Genomic DNA, 17,594 nt, shown 5'->3' on the forward strand with positions numbered 1-17,594 from the left:
GTACAACGTGATGTCATGTGTTTTATCAACCGGTAAAACGAGTTATGGATAATGCCTTGTGAAAATCAATTGAAGATACCGGATGCTGCCTTCTCTCAGTTTTTCTACCTTTGTGTTGATATGCAATTGCTCAAGCCTCTTCATTGGAAGGATTACGAATTAATTGATTCAGGTAATTTTGAAAAACTAGAACGGTTTGGAGAATATACCTTGATCAGACCGGAACCACAGGCAATTTGGAAAAAAAATCTTTCAGATGCTGAATGGTTAAAACAAGCCCATGCCAAATTTGTTAGAGACTCAAGCAAATCAAGACAACGCACCGGAGATCAGGATGGATGGAAATTTCTCAGAAAAACAAAAGATTTCTGGTGGATCAATTATCAATATGGCAACATATCATTTAAACTCAAATTGCATTTTACATCATTTGGGCATATTGGTGTTTTTCCAGAACAAGCTAACAACTGGGATTTTATTTCAGATACAATTGGAAGCTGGAAAAGCCCCGGAAACGTTCTGAATTTATTTGCTTATACAGGTGGTGCATCACTTGCCGCAAAGGCTGCAGGCGCTGAAGTAACCCATGTTGATGCAGTTAAAAATATGATTAATTGGGGACGCGACAATGAACAACAAAGTAATTTGAGTGGAATAAAATGGGTAGTAGAAGATGCGTTGAAATTTGTTACTCGAGAAGTGAGAAGAGGAAAAAAATATAACGGAATTATTCTTGACCCTCCTGCCTATGGCAGAGGCCCTGCCGGAGAAAAATGGGTACTTGAAGAAGGACTGAATGATCTAATGCAGCAGTGTAGCTCATTGCTTGAATCAAAGCAAAGTTTTGTTGTGCTTAATTTGTATTCTATGGGACTATCATCTGTTGTTTCTGCAAATCTGGCTAACAGTTTTTTCAAACCTGAGAATTTAGAACATGGTGAATTTTATCTGGATAGCAAATCTGGACAAAAGCTACCGCTTGGAACTTTTATGCGATTCAGCCAGAACGGTTAATACAAAAGTAAGTGAAGTATATTGTCAAAAATAAATCAAGCCTCATTGAATTTCTGAAAATTCATTACGCCGGGGCATCCAATACTACGCTTAAAAATTTTTTCAAGTCAGGACGCATTTATCTGAATGGAAATGTAGTGACAAATCCTACCCTTGACTTGAAGCCCGGTGACGAAGTACTGGTGCAAAAAGAAGGAGAAAAAAAACAAATCAATTTACCCTTTGAGTTGGTATATGAAGATGATGCAATGCTTGTTGTTGTAAAGCAGCCCGGAATTCTAACTTCAGGAGAAGGCATTACAAAAAAACCAACCTTGCATTGGCTGGTTAACACTTGGATTCAACAAAAAACAAGAGGAAAACAAGCAGCTTTTGTTGTACATAGATTGGATAAAGAAGTAGGTGGATTAGTTTTATTTGCCAAATCGCAAAATATTGTTGACACCTTACAAAACAATTGGAAAAAGTACACGAAAAAATATTTGGCCATTTCTCGGTTTGCACCACCTGAAACTGAAGGCACCATTGATACCTGGCTTAAGGAAAGAAATCTAAAAATGTTTGTTGAGATGAAAGAATCTCCGGGTGCTGTGCATGCAATAACTCATTATAAATGGCTGCGATTTGAGAAAAAAAATTCTGTCTTTGAAGTGACCTTAGATACCGGTAAAAAAAATCAAATCAGAGTGCATCTGGCACATATTGGATGTCCTATCATTGGTGATGAAAAGTATGGTGATGATTCAAAAGGGATGGTGCGACTTTTTTCATGGTCTATTGAAATTCTGCATCCTGTGAGTGGAAAAAAAATGCAGTGGACCAAACAGCCGGAACCAAAATTTTTTAAGTTCTAATTACCATTCAGGTTTTTTTCTCAGCCCTTTTTTTTCTGATTTCAGTTGCTTTGATTTTCGCCTTTGCTGTTTAACGCCGGCAGATACTTTAGTGGCTATCCGCTTCTTTTTTACAATCAATGATTTTGCAAGTAGTTCAATAAACTTTTCTGAAACCAGATTTTTATTTTGTAATTGTGAACGCGATTTTTCAGATGAAATTCTGATCACCTCATCTGAAACGTAAGTTTTCATTCCTTTAGCGATGCGCTCTTTTTCATTGGTGTCAAACAGTCGTGATTCTGCAAGATTAAATACCAGCGTTACCCTTGATTCTATTTTATTTACAGCCTGTCCTCCTTTGCCTCTGCTTCTGGAGGTTTCAAAATGGCATTCTGAAAGATAAGCCTCTGACGGATATCGCAGTTGTGTATTCATTTTTTATTCTTTTCAAATCGTTTGGGTTGTCTGCGCACATTGATGGTGCTATTTGGTAATTCTTTTTTTTCAGGTGAAGGAATTTGATAACAAGTAAATCTGCACCAGACAGTGCCGTTGAAAAAGCGATGACTTTTAACCGGTTTGAATACCTCAAATAGATCTTCCATTTCATCCAATTGATATACGCAGAAAGTATATGAATGAAATTTATTTTGAAGAAGATTTATAAGATTACTTTTTTGTTCTGGTTCAAGACGTGGATCTTCTTTAAGTGTGAAGGTGAATAATAATGTTCCATTGTCAATGGGTGTTAACTCATCTAGGCGAATCGCTTCAATTTTAACTGACTTACCAACTGGTAAAGGTCTCAAATTTTCACGTGCATCTTTTACATCTTCGGCCTCAAGATTCAGTCCTGTAATTTCAAACGGAGGATTTTTAACCGGAATTTTAGGCAGAGCATCCATTTTATTTTGCCATTGTGTTTCGTCAAAACCCGGCCAGTTTTTAAAGGCAAATGTCTTGCGGTTTATTAGTGCAGGAATTTCATTGGCAATTAATGCTGCCTCCGCAATCACCGTTCCTTTTTCACAACCTGCATGTATAAAATGTGATTTTTTATCCCAGCCTGAAAATAGAACCAACGCAGCCGAAATAATTTCATTCAAATTCGGATTCCCTGATTGTGATCTGTATCCTCGCTGATAAAGCGGAGCACCGCTGCTGTTGCGTGAAATGGTGCATTCTTGTTCACTGATGAAGAAATCAAATAGTACCGAAGGTTTCTCTTGATTAACTGAAATAGTTTCTCCGGTTTGATCTGCGAATTCTGTTATAATTTTTTCTTCCAGTTCCGGTAAAAAGTTTTTTTCTCCTCTAATTTGACTTGATTTCACGCTGCCTTTGAAGGCAAATGTTTTTCCGGCAGTCAGATAATGATGTAGTTTTTCTCGTTCTATTTTTCTCATGAGATCAGCATAGGAAGCGAATCTAAATGAACAGATTGGAATTAATACAGCCAGCGAAGTGCGTAATTGTAGATTGGCAAGTGAAATAAAATCAGGTTTTCCGGTAAAGTGCACAGCTTTATCATGCGCTTCAATGTCAGATGCTCCCAGCCCTCGCAACTCTTCAGCTAACAGGTCTTCTAATCCTGAATATGTTTTTGCAATAAACTTCATTCAAACGTTTTGCAGCAAAGATACGTTCAATAAGTCATACATTGAGATAGAACAAATTGAGTATTTTTGTTGTCAATGAAAAAAATTGGTCTTCTTCTGGTATTCACTTTTGTGGTAATTCAACTGTCAGCGCAGCGGGTTGGATTGGTATTAAGCGGAGGCGGTGCAACCGGCTTTGCCCATATTGGGGTAATAAAGGCTTTAGAAGAAAATGAAATTCCAATTGATTTTATTACCGGTACTTCGGCCGGGGCTCTGGTTGGTGGTTTATATGCAGCCGGCTATACTCCGGCACAAATGGAAGCCATTGTGTTGAGTGAAACTTTTCAACTCATGTCTTCAGGTCAGATTGAAGAAAAATTCAAGTACTATATTGAACAACCTGAACCTGATGCAGAGCTTATGTCGTTTAGGTTTGCAAAAGATTCTGTTTTTCAAAAATCACTGCCAACCAATTTGCTCAACCCAACTTATTTAGATTTGGAATTACTCCGTTTGTTAGGCAACATTCCGGCACCTGCGCTTGAAACTTTTGATAGTTTGTTTATTCCTTTCAGATGCAATGCTTCAGATATTGTTACAAAAAAATCTGTGCTTTTTAAAAGAGGAGATTTGAATGTTGCCGTTCGTGCATCCATGACGTATCCATTTTTTATTTCTCCAATTGATGTGGATGGTAAATTATTATTTGACGGTGGATTGTACAACAATTTTCCCGCGGCAGAAATGTACCATGAATTCAATCCTGATTTCATTATTGGAAGCAATGTCTCTTACAATGAAGCACCGCCAACTGATGATAATCTCATGTCACAAATCAAGAATATGTTTTCATCTCACTCAAGCTATACCTTGCCATGTGATGAAGGGCTCATCATCGTTCCTGAACTTGGAGATATTGGCACCTTTGATTTTGACCGCATTGATGAGGCAATTGAAATTGGTTATCAAACAACACTTCAAAAGATTGATTCTATTAAAATGTATATTGAGCGAAGAGCAAAAGTTCAGGATTTAAATCAGTCAAGAGAAAAATTTAATGCCAGAAAAAAAGAATTGGCGATTACAAACGTTGAAGTTTGTGGATTGAATAATGATCAGGGAAGTTACGTGCAGGGCAAAATGATACGCGCAAACAAAGAAGATTCAGTTGATTTTGAAACACTGAAAATCCGGTATCTCAGACTATATCAAACTGAACCTGTTTTGTCTTTATTCCCAACTGTGAAAATACATGACAACGGAGATCAGACATTAAAATTAACCATTAGAAAAGAGAAACCTTTTCGAGCTGCGTTTGGTGGTCATTATTCTTCTCGCCCTGTGAACACCGGTTTTCTAAGTCTTAGTTATTCAGATTTCCGCTTAACTCCATTAACCATTTATGCAAATACCTATTTTGGAAAATTTTATGGTTCTGTAAATACGGGTTTAAAATTTTATTTGCCATCACGAATGACATCTTATCTTGAGCCACAATTTATCATGAACCGTTGGGATTATTTCAAAAGTTTTTCTACTTTTTTTGAAGATGTGAAACCATCGTATATTGTGCAGAATGAAACGTTCTGGCGTATAAATTACAATATGGCAACTTCAGGTCGCAGTAAATTGCGTTTGGATTTTACGAATGGATTGAATGAAGATACCTATTACCAAACTGATCAATTCACCAAAGCAGACACAGCAGATTATACTTCATTACTGTATTATTCTCCGGGATTTGAGTTCACATTAAATTCTTTAAACCGAAAACAATTTGCATCAGCCGGCATGAAACTAAATATTCTATTCAGGTATGTTCATGCAATAGAACGAACAACACCTGGCTCAACAGCGCCGGCAGGCAATGATCAATACGGGGCTGCAACCATACGCAACTGGGCGTATTTGAATGTTAATTACCAAACTTATTTTATGCACCGGGGAATTTATCGTTTGGGTATTTACCTTGAAGGACATTATTCGCTTCAACCTTTTTTTCAGAATTACACTGCTAGTATTCTCTCTGCTTATCCTTTTCAACCAATACCTGATTCACGCACCGGTTATTATGATGATTTCAGATCTAATAAATTTTTAGCCGGTGGACTCATGCATGTTTTTACAATTAAGGACATGGTTGATTTGCGTGTTGAAGCATACGTTTTACAACACATTGAGCGTATTTTAGATGAAAATGGAGAAGCGGTGTATGGTAATTTATTTCAAGACAGATTTGGTATAGCCAGTGTGTCGCTAATCTATCATTCTATCATTGGTCCAATAAGAGCATCCTTGACTTATTTTGACAGTAAAACTCAGTTGAATCCACTTTCTTTTCAAGTGAGTTATGGTTATGTTTTATTCAATCGCAATGCGCTGAGATAAAAGTTGATTACGCCCTCACAGCTAGCGCATAAATTTCAAACTATGAAAGTTACTTCAAGTCAAAATGAAAATCAAACAAACGGGCATGATGCGTATGCTCCGGCAGAAATTGCGCAGCGTGTGGAAAAACTGGGAATTGCAAAAACAAATTATCCAAGTCTAACCGTTTTTATTTTGGCCGTGCTGGCAGGTGCATTTATTTCAATGGGTGCTTTGTTTTATCTTTTTGTTGTCTCAGATCCTACACTTGGTTTTGGTGTCACACGCTTACTTGGTGGTTTGGCATTTTCTTTGGGTTTGATATTAGTAATTATTGCAGGTGCAGAACTTTTTACCGGAAATAACCTGATTGCTATGGCATGGGTTAGTGGAAAAATAAGTGCAGCAGCAGTTTTGAAAAATTGGCTTTTAGTTTACGCCGGTAACGTGGTAGGTTGCCTTATATCTGTTTGGTTGGTGGTGATGACTGATCTCGGAACCATGAACGATGGAGCCATTGCTGAAACAAGTCTTGCAATCGCATCTGCAAAATGTTCCATGAGTTTTTTAGCTGCCTTTGCCCGTGCTGTTTTGTGTAATGCTCTAGTGTGCATTGCGGTTTGGCTTGCAATGGGAGGCCATAGCGTAACAGATAAAATTCTGGCAATTATTTTTCCGGTTACTGCTTTTGTAACAATTGGTTTGGAGCATTCTATTGCAAATTGGTTTTTTTTACCGCTGGGTTATCTTTATCAATCTTCAGGCAGTATTCAATTTGAATCCATGTCCATGAATTTTCTGGCAACAACTCTTGGAAATATTATTGGTGGAACATTTTTGGTTTCTTCTGTTTATTGGTTGGCGTATATCAGACCTTCCCGACAAAAAAAATAAAACAAGAAACCTGTTCTTGTTTTATTTTTCGTTAGTTCAATATTTTGTCTACCACTTCCCGTTCCAAGCCTTCTCTTTGTATGCATCAAAACGTGATGGCACAGATTTGCGTGGCCAGTTATTGTTCTCAACATCACAATCTGCTGTTTCAAGATATGGATCCAAAGCAACTGATTGCAATTCTTTTTTGAAAATAAAAACTTTTGAAATGTTGTAATTATTATATCTCCATACTTCTGCCGGTATTCGCACAATTTCTTTTGTGCCATCTGTAAACGTGAATTCTAGTATCAGCGGCATTACCAATCCGCCTTTGTTTTCAAAATCTATCTGATAAAACTGGTATCCTGCATTCAATAAAGCTTTATCATCTTCACTGAGTTCATTCACAAATTTTTCATAGTTCTCTTTATCTTCTTCTGTGACAGCAAACGGGTCAGATGAGATATATTGATCATTCAGTGATGGATTTTTTTCATTCTCAGTTTGAACGATGTCTTCTTTATTTCTGATTTCAGAAATATTTTTGTTTTCTAATTGATCAACTTCTTTTTCAAAATCTTTTTCAACTTCAGGATTATGCGTATTCAACTGAAACCACTTAACAGAATTGACAGAAATATCTACATAATCAGTTGTATAAAACCAACCACGCCAAAACCAATCCAAGTCAATTCCACTGGCATCTTCCATGGTTCTGAAAAAATCTTCCGGTGTCGGATGTTTGAACATCCAACGGGTTGCATACGTTTTAAATGCAAAATCAAAAAGTTCTCTACCAATAATAGTTTCTCGCAGAATATTCAGCGCGGTTGCAGGTTTTCCATAGGCATTATTTCCAAACTGCACCAATTGTTCTGAGTTAGTCATAATAGGTACCTGGTTTGTGTTTGTTCCATTCATATAGTCAACTATCAAGTGAGCCGGGCCGCGTCTTGAAGGATAATCTCGTTGCCATTCTTGTTCAGTGAGATATTGTAAAAAGGTATTCAGTCCTTCGTCCATCCAAGTCCATTGGCGTTCGTCTGAGTTGATAATCATTGGAAAATAATTGTGACCAACTTCATGAATGATTACTGACATCATCCCATACTTGGTACGTTCACTATAGGTACCATCTTCATTCGGCCTTCCTCCGTTAAAACAAATCATTGGATATTCCATTCCAATGGACGCAGCATGAACTGAAATAGCCACCGGATACGGGTAGTCAAACGTATGTTTTGAATAAGTTTTTAATGTTTGCGCCACGATGCGTGTTGAGTATTTTTCCCAAAGTGGATTTCCTTCTTTCGGATAATAGGACATGGCCATCACATTTTTTGAATCTTGTTTTACAACCATGGCATCCCACATAAATTTTCTGGATGATGCAAAAGCAAAATCACGTACGTTGGTTGCCTTAAAATGCCAGGTTTTAGTTCCTTTTAATTTGTCTTTTTCGTTGGCTGCTGCTTCGTCCGGCGTTACAATGAATACAGGTTCTTCTGAAGTTTGTGCTTGTTTCCATCTTTCTTGTTGTTCTTTGCTCAGTATTTTAGCTCCGTTCTGCAATTCACCGGTTGCACCAATGACGTGATCTTCAGGCACCGTTATTTGAACATCATAATCACCAAAAGGTAAAGTAAATTCACCGGCACCTAAAAATTGTTTGTTTTGCCATCCTTCAACATCATTGTACACACACATGCGCGGAAAAAATTGTGCCATCGTGTAAATATAATTCCCCTCTTCAGGAAAATATTCATAGCCTGATCTGCCTCCCAATTCCATGCGATTATTGATGTTGAACCACCATGATACATTGAAGCTAAAACTGCCTCCATTCAAAAGTGGTTTGCTCAAATCAACACGCATCATGGTGCCAACAATAGTAAAAGGCAAAACTGTTCCGTCAACATTGGTCACCTTGATATCTTTATATCCGCCGTCAAATTCCATTGATTTGATTTGTCCTTTTAATGACCATGGATTGGCGAGTGATTCAATGTCTCCGGTTTCTGTCAGGTTGCGGTCTGAATTTGGTTGCTGAATATTTTGGTCTAACTGAACCCAAAGGTAGGATAGGGGATCAGGTGAATTATTGATGTAGGTAATCGTTTCTTCACCATAAATCCGTTGTGTCTCATCATCCAACTTAATTTTCATCACATAGTTGGCCTGTTGCTGATAATATTGAGGACCCGGCGCTCCTGCTGCGTTACGATATACATTGGGCGTCGCAAACTCATCATATAACTGGGCAAATTTATCCTGTGCATATAATCCGCTTGCGCTAAACATCAGGAATAATAAACTTGATTTTGCATTCATTGATTTGGGGATTAGGAAAATATAGTCAAAAATTTTATTCAATTAGCAGATCTGATTCTGCCTTGGATGCAACCAACGTAACACTAACAGTTTTATCAAGATATTTATAGCTGATCATGTTTTGCTGCTGATTGAACTGTAGAAAAAGCACGGTATTTTTCACGTGAATAATCTTAGCATTGGTGATGTTTGAAAAAGAAAAGTAGAAAAACAATTCATCGCGCAAAGTAACTTCTTTACCAACATACATAAATTCGGCTAGAATATTTTCAGAACTCAGGGTGAAATTTTCCTTTAAATAATTTTGTATGTACTGTCCGGTTTCTGAGCTGTCAGCAATATCCTCAATGTGCATGCGTTGATTAAACTTTTCTTCAAGGATATGCTCAAAATCATGCGCAGTTAGTTTTAGAGATACATCAATTGTTTTGCTTTGTTCATTGTATTCCATTTGTGATGTAGAAACAAAATAACTATGCGCTAACGACTCTGTACTCTGACAAATTGCAAAAACAAAAAACAAGTACAAGCTTGTTAATTTTATTGATTTTATTCTTTTCATTCTTGTGTAAGATATTTTTGCGGTACAATTTTCACGTATTGAAAAATTCTGTATTCCAAAATGGGAATAGTTCCATCATATTCCGGTCCTTGGGTCAGATATCTGTGTTCAGTAAAGATAACACGGTTTTCATCAATAAGTTTGGTGTTCATGTATTTTCTGAGCCGTTGTTCACTTTCATGCGCCCGTCGGTAAACAAGGTAATTATTTGGCAGGTCATGTTCAATGGGTACGCGTGAGATGCTTGATTCAAGGCGCAACTCAACATATCCATCTTGTTCAACAGCCTCTGCAAGGTAGCGGGCAAATTTGTCAAATAACCAAGATGAAGTGTCAACTCCATTAAAATAGTAATCAAAGTTTACTTGATAAGGGTGAGGGTTAAGTTCTTTGTCATTGCCGTTTTTATGGGTGGTTGGCACCAGATTAACATATTCATATTGTGCGTAGTTGACTAATTTTTTCAAGTCAGCTGAATATTCAGGTCCATGCACTACCGGTTTGATGATGAACCGAATACTTCCACCTGTTTCACGCAAGAATTTTCCACTTAAAAAATCACTGATTTCTTTGGCTCTTTTTCTGGCTAATTGCAAATTATCATCACTTTCTTGTCGTGGTATTTTTGAGATAGACAATTCCATTAACACTTCAATTTCAAAGCCTGCCTGATAATTCATGCATAGATTTGACCAAAAACGGATAAAATCCTGACTAGTAGTATCAATTGTTGTGCGCGTGAGCAATGATTGTTTATATGTCGGCAGCAAAGGAGGGGTCAGTTGATCATCTTTTACAATAAATTGAATTTGCTGAAAATCTTTTTCATCATCTCTATCCCACAAAACAAACCGGTATTTATTTTCAGGATGCACTCCCGTTGAATCAAAATCAAAACGAATATCAGCTTTTGAAACACCGCTTGATTTTTTGAGCTTTTTATAAATAAGATTTGTCAGTTCATTTACTATTTCAACACGCTCTTCATCGTTGATGTGTGAAGGTGTCAGTATTATTCCCCTCAAATCAAGTTGTCCGTTCATGAACAATTTGCCTTCTAATTTTTCAAAATTTACTTCATTCAAAATTTCTTCATATTCGGGCATTACAAATCGCTGATAATCTAATACCAAATCAATGGCTTCAACAGATTGATCAGAGCTAACCAAAATATGACTTTCTTCAATTCCTTCATTATTGAAATTAGAAGAATATACTTTGATGCTGGCGGTAGACCATACAGGCAATTCTTCAATTTTAAAGATAGGCTCATCAAAAAAGACGGTATTTAAAAAATAGCCACGCTGCTTGAATTCTCTGAGTAATTTTTTGCGAATAAAGTTGAGCGTGATTTCAATATCTTCAATATATTTTTTGTCTGCTACACCAATTTCAAAACCAATGGTGGTGAATTGGTAATAATCTATTTCATACGTGAGATCATTGACAAATGGAATAACATAACTGAAGTCAAGATACGACGTGTCAAATGCAGTAATTGCGTAAAAATAAATGGGCGCAACTTTATATTCAAGCAAGGTGGTGTTTTGTGGATTGATTGCCTGCGTTTCTGAAATTACATTCCCTGATATTTTCAGATAAAGGGTAGATAAAGAATTTTTTCCGGTGCGGGTTTCAACTGCAATACTTTTTACAAATAAGCCGGGTCGTCCTTGCGGATCATAACTCACTTCAAGTTTGAGTGTTCGTCCGGGATATATTACCGTGTCTTGAGTAAGAATTGCCGTGCATCCGCATGATGTTTCAATATTCAAAATATGAATAGTATCTGCCCGGTAAGGGTTAACCAAATCAAAATATGCAGTAATTTTTCCCTGACTTTCAAAAATGTCTCCCAGCTCTTTAACCGGTTCGTCAATCATAATTTGTCCAAACGAAAGTGAGGATGAAAATAAAACAATCACCACAGAGAAGCATAAACGCATCTTTCTTTTGATTCGCAAAAACAATTGACTCATTTCAGAATTAACCATAATTAATAGGGGCCAACTATGCACGCAAGCACCGCAATTGAAAGACTTTCTCCCGTTTCTTTAATGGTAAACCAGATGTCAGATGGAAAGGTAGAGTCACCCATGTAAATCTTTTCATCTTCAATAGTCAAAATACAATTGTTTGAAAACGTGGAATTGCCACGGTATATTTTTGTCTCTTCTATGGTGTAAATAATATCTGATGAAAATTTTGAGTCACCGCGGTAAACATGATTGTCTGAAATGGTATATAAACAGTTGAAACTTGATGTAGACTGACCAATGTATATTTTATCATCATCAATGGTAAACATCACTTTGCGGTTGAATGTATTGTCACCATGATATACAATGCCATTTTCAATAGTGTAGGCAATGTCTGAATCAAAACTTGAATCTCCACGGTAAAGTTTTACCTGTGAAAATGCCTGAAGGTTCAATGTGATTGCTAATAGAAATATTATCTTTTTCATGTATACTTTTTTTTGTACATGGATTTTTTTACTTAATGAAATTGCTGCCCATATTTTGAAGAATTATTTCAGCAATCTGTATGAATCTCATTACATCTTCAAAATTAGCAAAAATTGAACCAGAGCTTGTACTGAATTATTCACCACGTGTTCACAAAGATGGAATACAGGCATAAACAGGTGCGAATAGGCTAAAAGCATGTATATTTGCCGTCAAAATTAAAACGCTATGCAAAAAATAATTTGTGGAATTCAGCAAATGGGCATTGGAGTTCCTGACGTTCAAAAAATATGGAAATGGTATCGTGAGATGTTTGGAGTTGACGTGCGTATTTTTGAAGAAGCAGCAGAAGCACCTTTGATGACAAGATATACCGGAGGCGTTGTGCATAGCAGAACAGCAACCCTTGCGCTAAGCATGGAAAGCGGTGGCGGTTTTGAAATTTGGCAGTTTACCAGTCGTTTAACCAATAGAGCTGAGTTTGACATCCAATTAGGTGATTTAGGTACCTATGCATGTCGCATTAAATCAAGAGATGTTAAGGCTTCATTTGAATTTCATAAGTCAAAGGGGGTAAAAATATTGGGTGAGTTGCGTACAACTCCAACGGGCGAATTCAATTATTTTATTGAGGATCCCAACGGAAATATTTTCAATATTGTTCAGGGTTCAGGCTGGTTTAAAGATACAGGACATTCTTCACGTTGTGGTGGAGTAGCAGGTGCTTTAATTGGTGTGAGTGATATGGAAAAAGCATTGAAATTATACCGTGATGTGCTGGAATATGAAGTGGTAGAGTATGATGAAATAGCTAACTTCAATTGTTTTTCCGGCTTACCTTCAGGAAGTCAGAAATTCAGACGTGTTCTCTTGAGTCATAAAGATGAGCGCATCGGTCCGTTCTCAAAATTATTGGGACCAACAAAAATTGAATTGGTTCAGGCGATTGAGCGCACTCCGCGTAAAATTTTTGAAAACCGTTTTTGGGGTGATTGGGGATTTATCCATTTATGTTTTGATGTGCAAGGCATCGATGCCTTGAAGCAAGATTGTGAAAAAGCAGGCTTCCCTTTTACGGTTGATAGCGGATCAACTTTTGATATGGGTGAGGCCGGTGGACGATTTGCTTACATTGAAGATCCTGATGGCAATTGGATTGAATTTGTTGAAACCCATAAAGTGCCTGTGATGAAAAAATGGGGTTGGTATATCAATCTGAAAAAACGTAAGCCGGGTAAACGACTCCCTAACTGGATGTTGAAAGCCATGGGAATGAATCGTGTGAAATGATGTCTTTGGCTGGAGTATAAATTTTACTCAACGCAATATTTTACGTACAAACGCCACGGTAAAATACGACATCATGAATACACCTGTCCATCCTTCAATGGCTGATACCAGACGACTAAACGAGATGGGATAATAATCTCCGTATCCAATAGTGAAAAAGGTAATGGCTGAGTGATAGAAACTTTTATCAACTATATTTAATTTATCTGATGCGTTCACTGCATTCACTATTTCTCCCGCTCCGGTATAATGTAGTACAACATAGAGCGCTGCAAAAAATGAAATCGTGATCAACATAGAAACCAAAACCCTTGCCGGACTTGTTGCATAAACGCCTGCCTTATCAAAAATGAGCAAACGGCAGAAGAATGCAAAATGCACAAAAGGTTTTTTCCAGTTGGCTGATTTATGCAAATATCTTTTTCTCATCACGCGATGCTCATATCGCTTGAAGCAAACGTATGCGCTATCCTCATCGGTATATTGCCCGTTGTCTGAAAAATTTGCTTTAAGTATATTGAACTGCTCTGCCAGTTGTTCGTCTGTTCCTCCGGCATGTTCAATTAATTTTTGTACTGAATTTTCTCTCCAATCTATGATTATTTTCCCCAGATTTCTAACTCCGCGAAGAGATAATTTTTCGAGTGATTTTCTGTCTTCAAATTTCAAATCGGTAATGCCGTATAGATAAGTTTGTGACAGATCCAAAAGGTGAACCCGCTTGATTCTTAAGTCTAGTGTACCCCTGATAAATGCATCGGAAATAGAGATTGCGTCTGCCTTGCAGCCTTCAAACGTAACTGAACGATTTGAAAAATCTGTTTGATCAAATGAAACATCGGCTGTGCCAAATTCGGCTCGTCTGAAGGTCATGTCTTCTCCTTCAATGTGCGCATTTCTGAAGGTGAATTTACCTGAGCTTACATGAATTTCTTCAAAAGTAACATAACAATCTGAGAAGAGTGAGCGACGAAAATCTACTTTTCCTGCGTTAAATATCACTCGTCTGAAATCAAATACTGATCCCATGACACGAATGCGTTCAAATATTTTGTCTCCGTCAGAAAATTCCGCGAATTGAAAACGCACCCGGCTTTTTCCAAAATTCACGCGTCTGAAATTTGTCTCCTTCGCGTGAAATGTTCCATTTACAAAAGAAACCGTTTCAGAATGAAACATGGCATGCTCAAAATTTATCCGCTCCGCTTTGAAGTCTGCGTGTTCAAAATGTGATTGATGAGAGTGAAATCTGCATTCTGAATAATCAACCGTATCACTCGTAATATCTGAATAGTTGAAGCTTAAGGTACCATGGGTGAAAATAGAGCCTTTGAAGCAAACATCTCCTTGAATTTGCGCGTATGAAAAATTTATTTCGGCATCACAGTCAAAAAAAGCATTGGTTGCCTGAATTCCTTCAATGACAATTTTTTTTCCTTTTTCTAAACCTCTTAAATTTCTGTATTGATCAAGTGAAAAATCTTTGATGTAACAATTTTCAAAACAGAGCTGTTTTCCTTCATCAATGCGTTGGTAAATATCAGATACATCAAGTACCTTCAATTTTCTTTCGCTGATTTTTTTCTTGCCTGAAAATTCACTGATGCTTACAATTTTTTTGCTTGGATCAGCATCATCCGTGTCAAAACTTGTATGATAAACGCGTTCAGTCATGACATAATTTTCAAATAGTTGTTGCTTTATTTCGTAACCAGTGATCAAGTATTACCATGGCTGCCATGGCTTCAACAATAGGTACAGCACGGGGCACAACGCAGGGGTCATGTCTGCCTTTTGCTGCTAATTTAATTGCAGAATTATCTTTAGAAATCGTGTCTTGCTCTAGTTGAATTGTAGCAACCGGTTTGAAGGCTACGTGAAAATAAATGTCAGAGCCATTTGAAATTCCACCTTGAATTCCGCCAGAAAAATTTGTTTTTGTCTTTCCTCCTTGCTCAAATGCATCGTTATGTTCACTTCCTTTCATGGATGCCGCACGAAAACCGCTTCCAATTTCAAAGCCTTTCACCGCATTGATGCTAAGCATGGCCTTGCCAATGTCTGCGTGTAATTTATCGAATACTGGTTCGCCTAATCCTGCGGGTACGCCCTGGATGAAGCAACTTATTTTTCCTCCGGTGCTATCACCTGATGCAAGGCATGACTCAATGTAGGCTATCATTTTTTTTGCAGATGTTTCATCTGGACAACGAACAGCATTTGATTCAATGGATGTTTCAGAATAGCATGAAGATGAATTCGGAATTTCCACCGGACCAATTTGAGAAACATAGGCAGTAAAGGTAATGCCATGTTGGCTGAGAATTTGTTTTGCAATTGCACCGGCAACCACACGAGCAATAGTTTCACGAGCACTTGAGCGGCCGCCTCCGCGATGGTCACGGATGCCGTATTTTTTTTCATACGTATAATCAGCATGTGATGGTCTGTAGATATCTTTAAGCGCATCATAATCGCCGCTTTGCTGATCTTGATTCCTGATTAAAAATCCAATGGGTGTTCCGGTTGTTTTTCCTTCAAATATGCCTGACAAAAATTCAACTTCATCTTCTTCTTTTCTCGGTGTGGTTATGTTTGATTGTCCCGGTTTTCGTCTTCTCAATTCATGTTGAATCAAGTCAAGATTAAGCTCAATACCTGCCGGACAGCCGTCAATCACTCCGCCAATTGCCTTCCCGTGTGATTCACCAAATGAGGTGAGTTTGTAAATATTTCCAAAACTATTTCCTGCCATCAGGCGCCAATTGTTTGTTTACATACATCAAGTATTTCTCTCACTTCTGTCAAGGTTGGAGCTTCAGCATAAGTTCGCAGTACGGGTTCTGTTCCTGAAGGCCGAATCATCAACCATCTGTTTTCATCAAAAATATATTTGAAACCATCCATGTTTTCAGTGGCACTGACTTTGTATTTTCCAAAAGAAGTGAAGATGCCTTTTTTACAAGCAGCAATGATGTCTTGTTTTTTATTTTCATTCAAATGCATATCATTGCGCTCAAAGGCAAATGCACCAACTAGTTCATATACTTCTGCAATTAATTCCTCAAGTGATTTTCCTGTTTTTGCCATGAACTCCCAAATAGTTAATCCCATCCAAATTCCGTCTCGTTCTGGTATATGGGTCTTTAATGCAATTCCTCCGGATTCTTCTCCTCCAATCAATACATCTTCATTCGGATCTGCCATCATACCTGCAATATATTTAAATCCAATTGGCACTTCGCAATGCTCTAAGCCATAATGAGCGCATAATTTTTTAATGCGAGGTGTACTTGAAAATCCGGTCACTACTTTTCCTTTTAATCCTTTGTATTTAACAAGATAATGTATGGTGAGCAGAATGATATGGTGTGAATCAACAAATTCTCCCTTGCTGTTATATAAACCAATTCGGTCTGCATCGCCATCTGTTGCTAAACCACATTTTATTTTTTCATTTCCGGAAATCAGTTTTGAAAATTCTCTGAGATTTTTGTCAATGGGTTCTGGTGCTTGTCCATGAAAAGAAGGGTTGTATTCACAATGCAAAAAAGTGATATCAGGGAGTAATCTTTTCAATGCAGTTTGTCCGGCGCCGTACATGGCGTCATAGGCAAGACTTGCATTGTGTTTTTTAATCAATTCCAAATCAAAAACCGATGCTGCTCTATTTACATACATGGTTTCAAGATCTTCATACACAAGCAAACCTTTTTGTTGAGCATCTTTCAGCGATACTTGCAAATAAGATTGATTAGCAACTTCAGGTATTATTTTTTCAATTTCATCAACTTCTGAAGGTGATAATGGCCCACCAAAATGACCCTTCAATTTGTATCCATTATATGATGGGGGATTATGACTGGCCGTGATAACTATACCCAAATTTGCTTTCAGTTCGGCAGTTGCAAGTGAAATCATTGGAGTAGACACAAAACCTTTGTCTGTGGTAATGACTTTGATTCCGTTTTGGATAAAAACTTGTGCTGCAGTTTCTACAAATAAACTTCCAGCAAAGCGGCAGTCATGTCCAATAACAATAGAGGGATTTTTGTGCTTTGAATTCAGCCAAATGGATACAGCTTCTGATACACGTGCAACATTTTCTGTTGTATATTCTTGCGCAATGATTGCTCTCCAACCATCCGTACCGAATTTAATTTTAGTCATGTTCATTTTCTATTTGATGACACGAAAATAAACATTTTTATGCGCTTTATGGATTTGTGCTTGGTGCAAGGTAGCACAA

The 17,594-nt window shown here is 37.5% G+C and carries 14 protein-coding genes; 5 read left to right on the plus strand and 9 right to left on the minus strand.

Annotated elements, in window-relative coordinates:
• The first annotated feature begins 120 nt into the window (after positions 1 to 120).
• A complete protein-coding gene (locus IPH66_04640) occupies positions 121 to 1,014 on the plus strand; it encodes a class I SAM-dependent methyltransferase (protein MBK7128641.1) in 894 nt (297 codons plus the stop codon).
• Positions 1,015 to 1,025: 11 nt separating this feature from the next.
• Positions 1,026 to 1,868 (plus strand): RluA family pseudouridine synthase, encoded by an 843-nt coding sequence (locus IPH66_04645; GenBank protein ID MBK7128642.1) that lies wholly within the window; start codon positions 1,026 to 1,028, stop codon positions 1,866 to 1,868.
• On the opposite strand, the gene IPH66_04650 is transcribed toward IPH66_04645, so the two are convergent.
• Both IPH66_04650 and IPH66_04655 read right to left on the minus strand, forming a co-directional pair.
• Positions 1,869 to 2,285, minus strand: a complete 417-nt coding sequence (locus tag IPH66_04650) for an aminoacyl-tRNA hydrolase (GenBank protein MBK7128643.1) — start codon at positions 2,283 to 2,285, stop codon at positions 1,869 to 1,871.
• Entirely contained in the window at positions 2,282 to 3,469 is a 1,188-nt protein-coding gene (locus IPH66_04655) for a hypothetical protein (GenBank protein ID MBK7128644.1), read from the minus strand. Before IPH66_04655 ends, IPH66_04650 begins: the two co-directional genes overlap by 4 nt.
• 75 nt (positions 3,470 to 3,544) lie before the next feature.
• On the opposite strand from IPH66_04655, the gene IPH66_04660 reads away from it, so the two are divergent.
• Both IPH66_04660 and IPH66_04665 read left to right on the plus strand, forming a co-directional pair.
• Positions 3,545 to 5,839, plus strand: coding sequence for a patatin-like phospholipase family protein (locus IPH66_04660; GenBank protein MBK7128645.1), 2,295 nt, complete (start codon positions 3,545 to 3,547; stop codon positions 5,837 to 5,839).
• Between the two features lie 42 nt (positions 5,840 to 5,881).
• The gene (locus tag IPH66_04665) at positions 5,882 to 6,712 is read left to right on the plus strand and encodes a formate/nitrite transporter family protein (protein ID MBK7128646.1); all 831 of its coding nucleotides are present in this window, start codon (positions 5,882 to 5,884) and stop codon (positions 6,710 to 6,712) included.
• Positions 6,713 to 6,760: 48 nt separating this feature from the next.
• On the opposite strand, the gene IPH66_04670 is transcribed toward IPH66_04665, so the two are convergent.
• The 4 genes from IPH66_04670 to IPH66_04685 are packed head-to-tail and all read right to left on the minus strand — an operon-like array spanning position 6,761 to position 12,054.
• On the minus strand, positions 6,761 to 9,025 hold the full coding sequence (locus IPH66_04670) for a M1 family metallopeptidase (protein ID MBK7128647.1): 2,265 nt from the start codon (positions 9,023 to 9,025) through the stop codon (positions 6,761 to 6,763).
• Between the two features lie 34 nt (positions 9,026 to 9,059).
• Positions 9,060 to 9,587 carry a hypothetical protein gene (locus IPH66_04675; GenBank protein MBK7128648.1) on the minus strand — a complete coding sequence of 176 codons (528 nt, stop codon included), beginning with the start codon at positions 9,585 to 9,587 and terminating at the stop codon, positions 9,060 to 9,062.
• Positions 9,584 to 11,533, minus strand: a complete 1,950-nt coding sequence (locus IPH66_04680; GenBank protein ID MBK7128649.1) for a DUF1573 domain-containing protein — start codon at positions 11,531 to 11,533, stop codon at positions 9,584 to 9,586. The genes IPH66_04675 and IPH66_04680 overlap by 4 nt, the downstream gene beginning before the upstream one ends.
• Before the next feature lie 50 nt (positions 11,534 to 11,583).
• Positions 11,584 to 12,054, minus strand: coding sequence for a hypothetical protein (locus IPH66_04685; GenBank protein MBK7128650.1), 471 nt, complete (start codon positions 12,052 to 12,054; stop codon positions 11,584 to 11,586).
• Positions 12,055 to 12,283: 229 nt separating this feature from the next.
• Here IPH66_04685 and IPH66_04690 point away from each other — a divergent pair, with 229 nt between their 5' ends.
• The gene (locus tag IPH66_04690) at positions 12,284 to 13,345 is read left to right on the plus strand and encodes a VOC family protein (GenBank protein ID MBK7128651.1); all 1,062 of its coding nucleotides are present in this window, start codon (positions 12,284 to 12,286) and stop codon (positions 13,343 to 13,345) included.
• A gap of 27 nt (positions 13,346 to 13,372) precedes the next feature.
• Here the strand turns inward: IPH66_04690 and IPH66_04695 are convergent, their stop codons facing one another.
• Genes IPH66_04695 through IPH66_04705 form a run of 3 tightly spaced genes read right to left on the minus strand, consistent with a single transcriptional unit; the run spans position 13,373 to position 17,515 of the window.
• Positions 13,373 to 15,019, minus strand: coding sequence for a two pore domain potassium channel family protein (locus IPH66_04695; protein ID MBK7128652.1), 1,647 nt, complete (start codon positions 15,017 to 15,019; stop codon positions 13,373 to 13,375).
• Positions 15,020 to 15,029: 10 nt separating this feature from the next.
• Complete coding sequence (gene aroC / locus IPH66_04700; protein ID MBK7128653.1) at positions 15,030 to 16,100, minus strand: chorismate synthase; 1,071 nt, start codon at positions 16,098 to 16,100, stop codon at positions 15,030 to 15,032.
• Positions 16,100 to 17,515: a phosphoglucomutase/phosphomannomutase family protein gene (locus IPH66_04705; protein ID MBK7128654.1), complete on the minus strand. Its 1,416-nt coding sequence runs from the start codon at positions 17,513 to 17,515 to the stop codon at positions 16,100 to 16,102. Before IPH66_04705 ends, aroC begins: the two co-directional genes overlap by 1 nt.
• Between the last annotated feature and the right edge of the window lie 79 nt (positions 17,516 to 17,594).

The organism is Crocinitomicaceae bacterium (genome assembly GCA_016708105.1).
Classification (GTDB): Bacteria; Bacteroidota; Bacteroidia; order Flavobacteriales_D; family Crocinitomicaceae; genus JADJGJ01.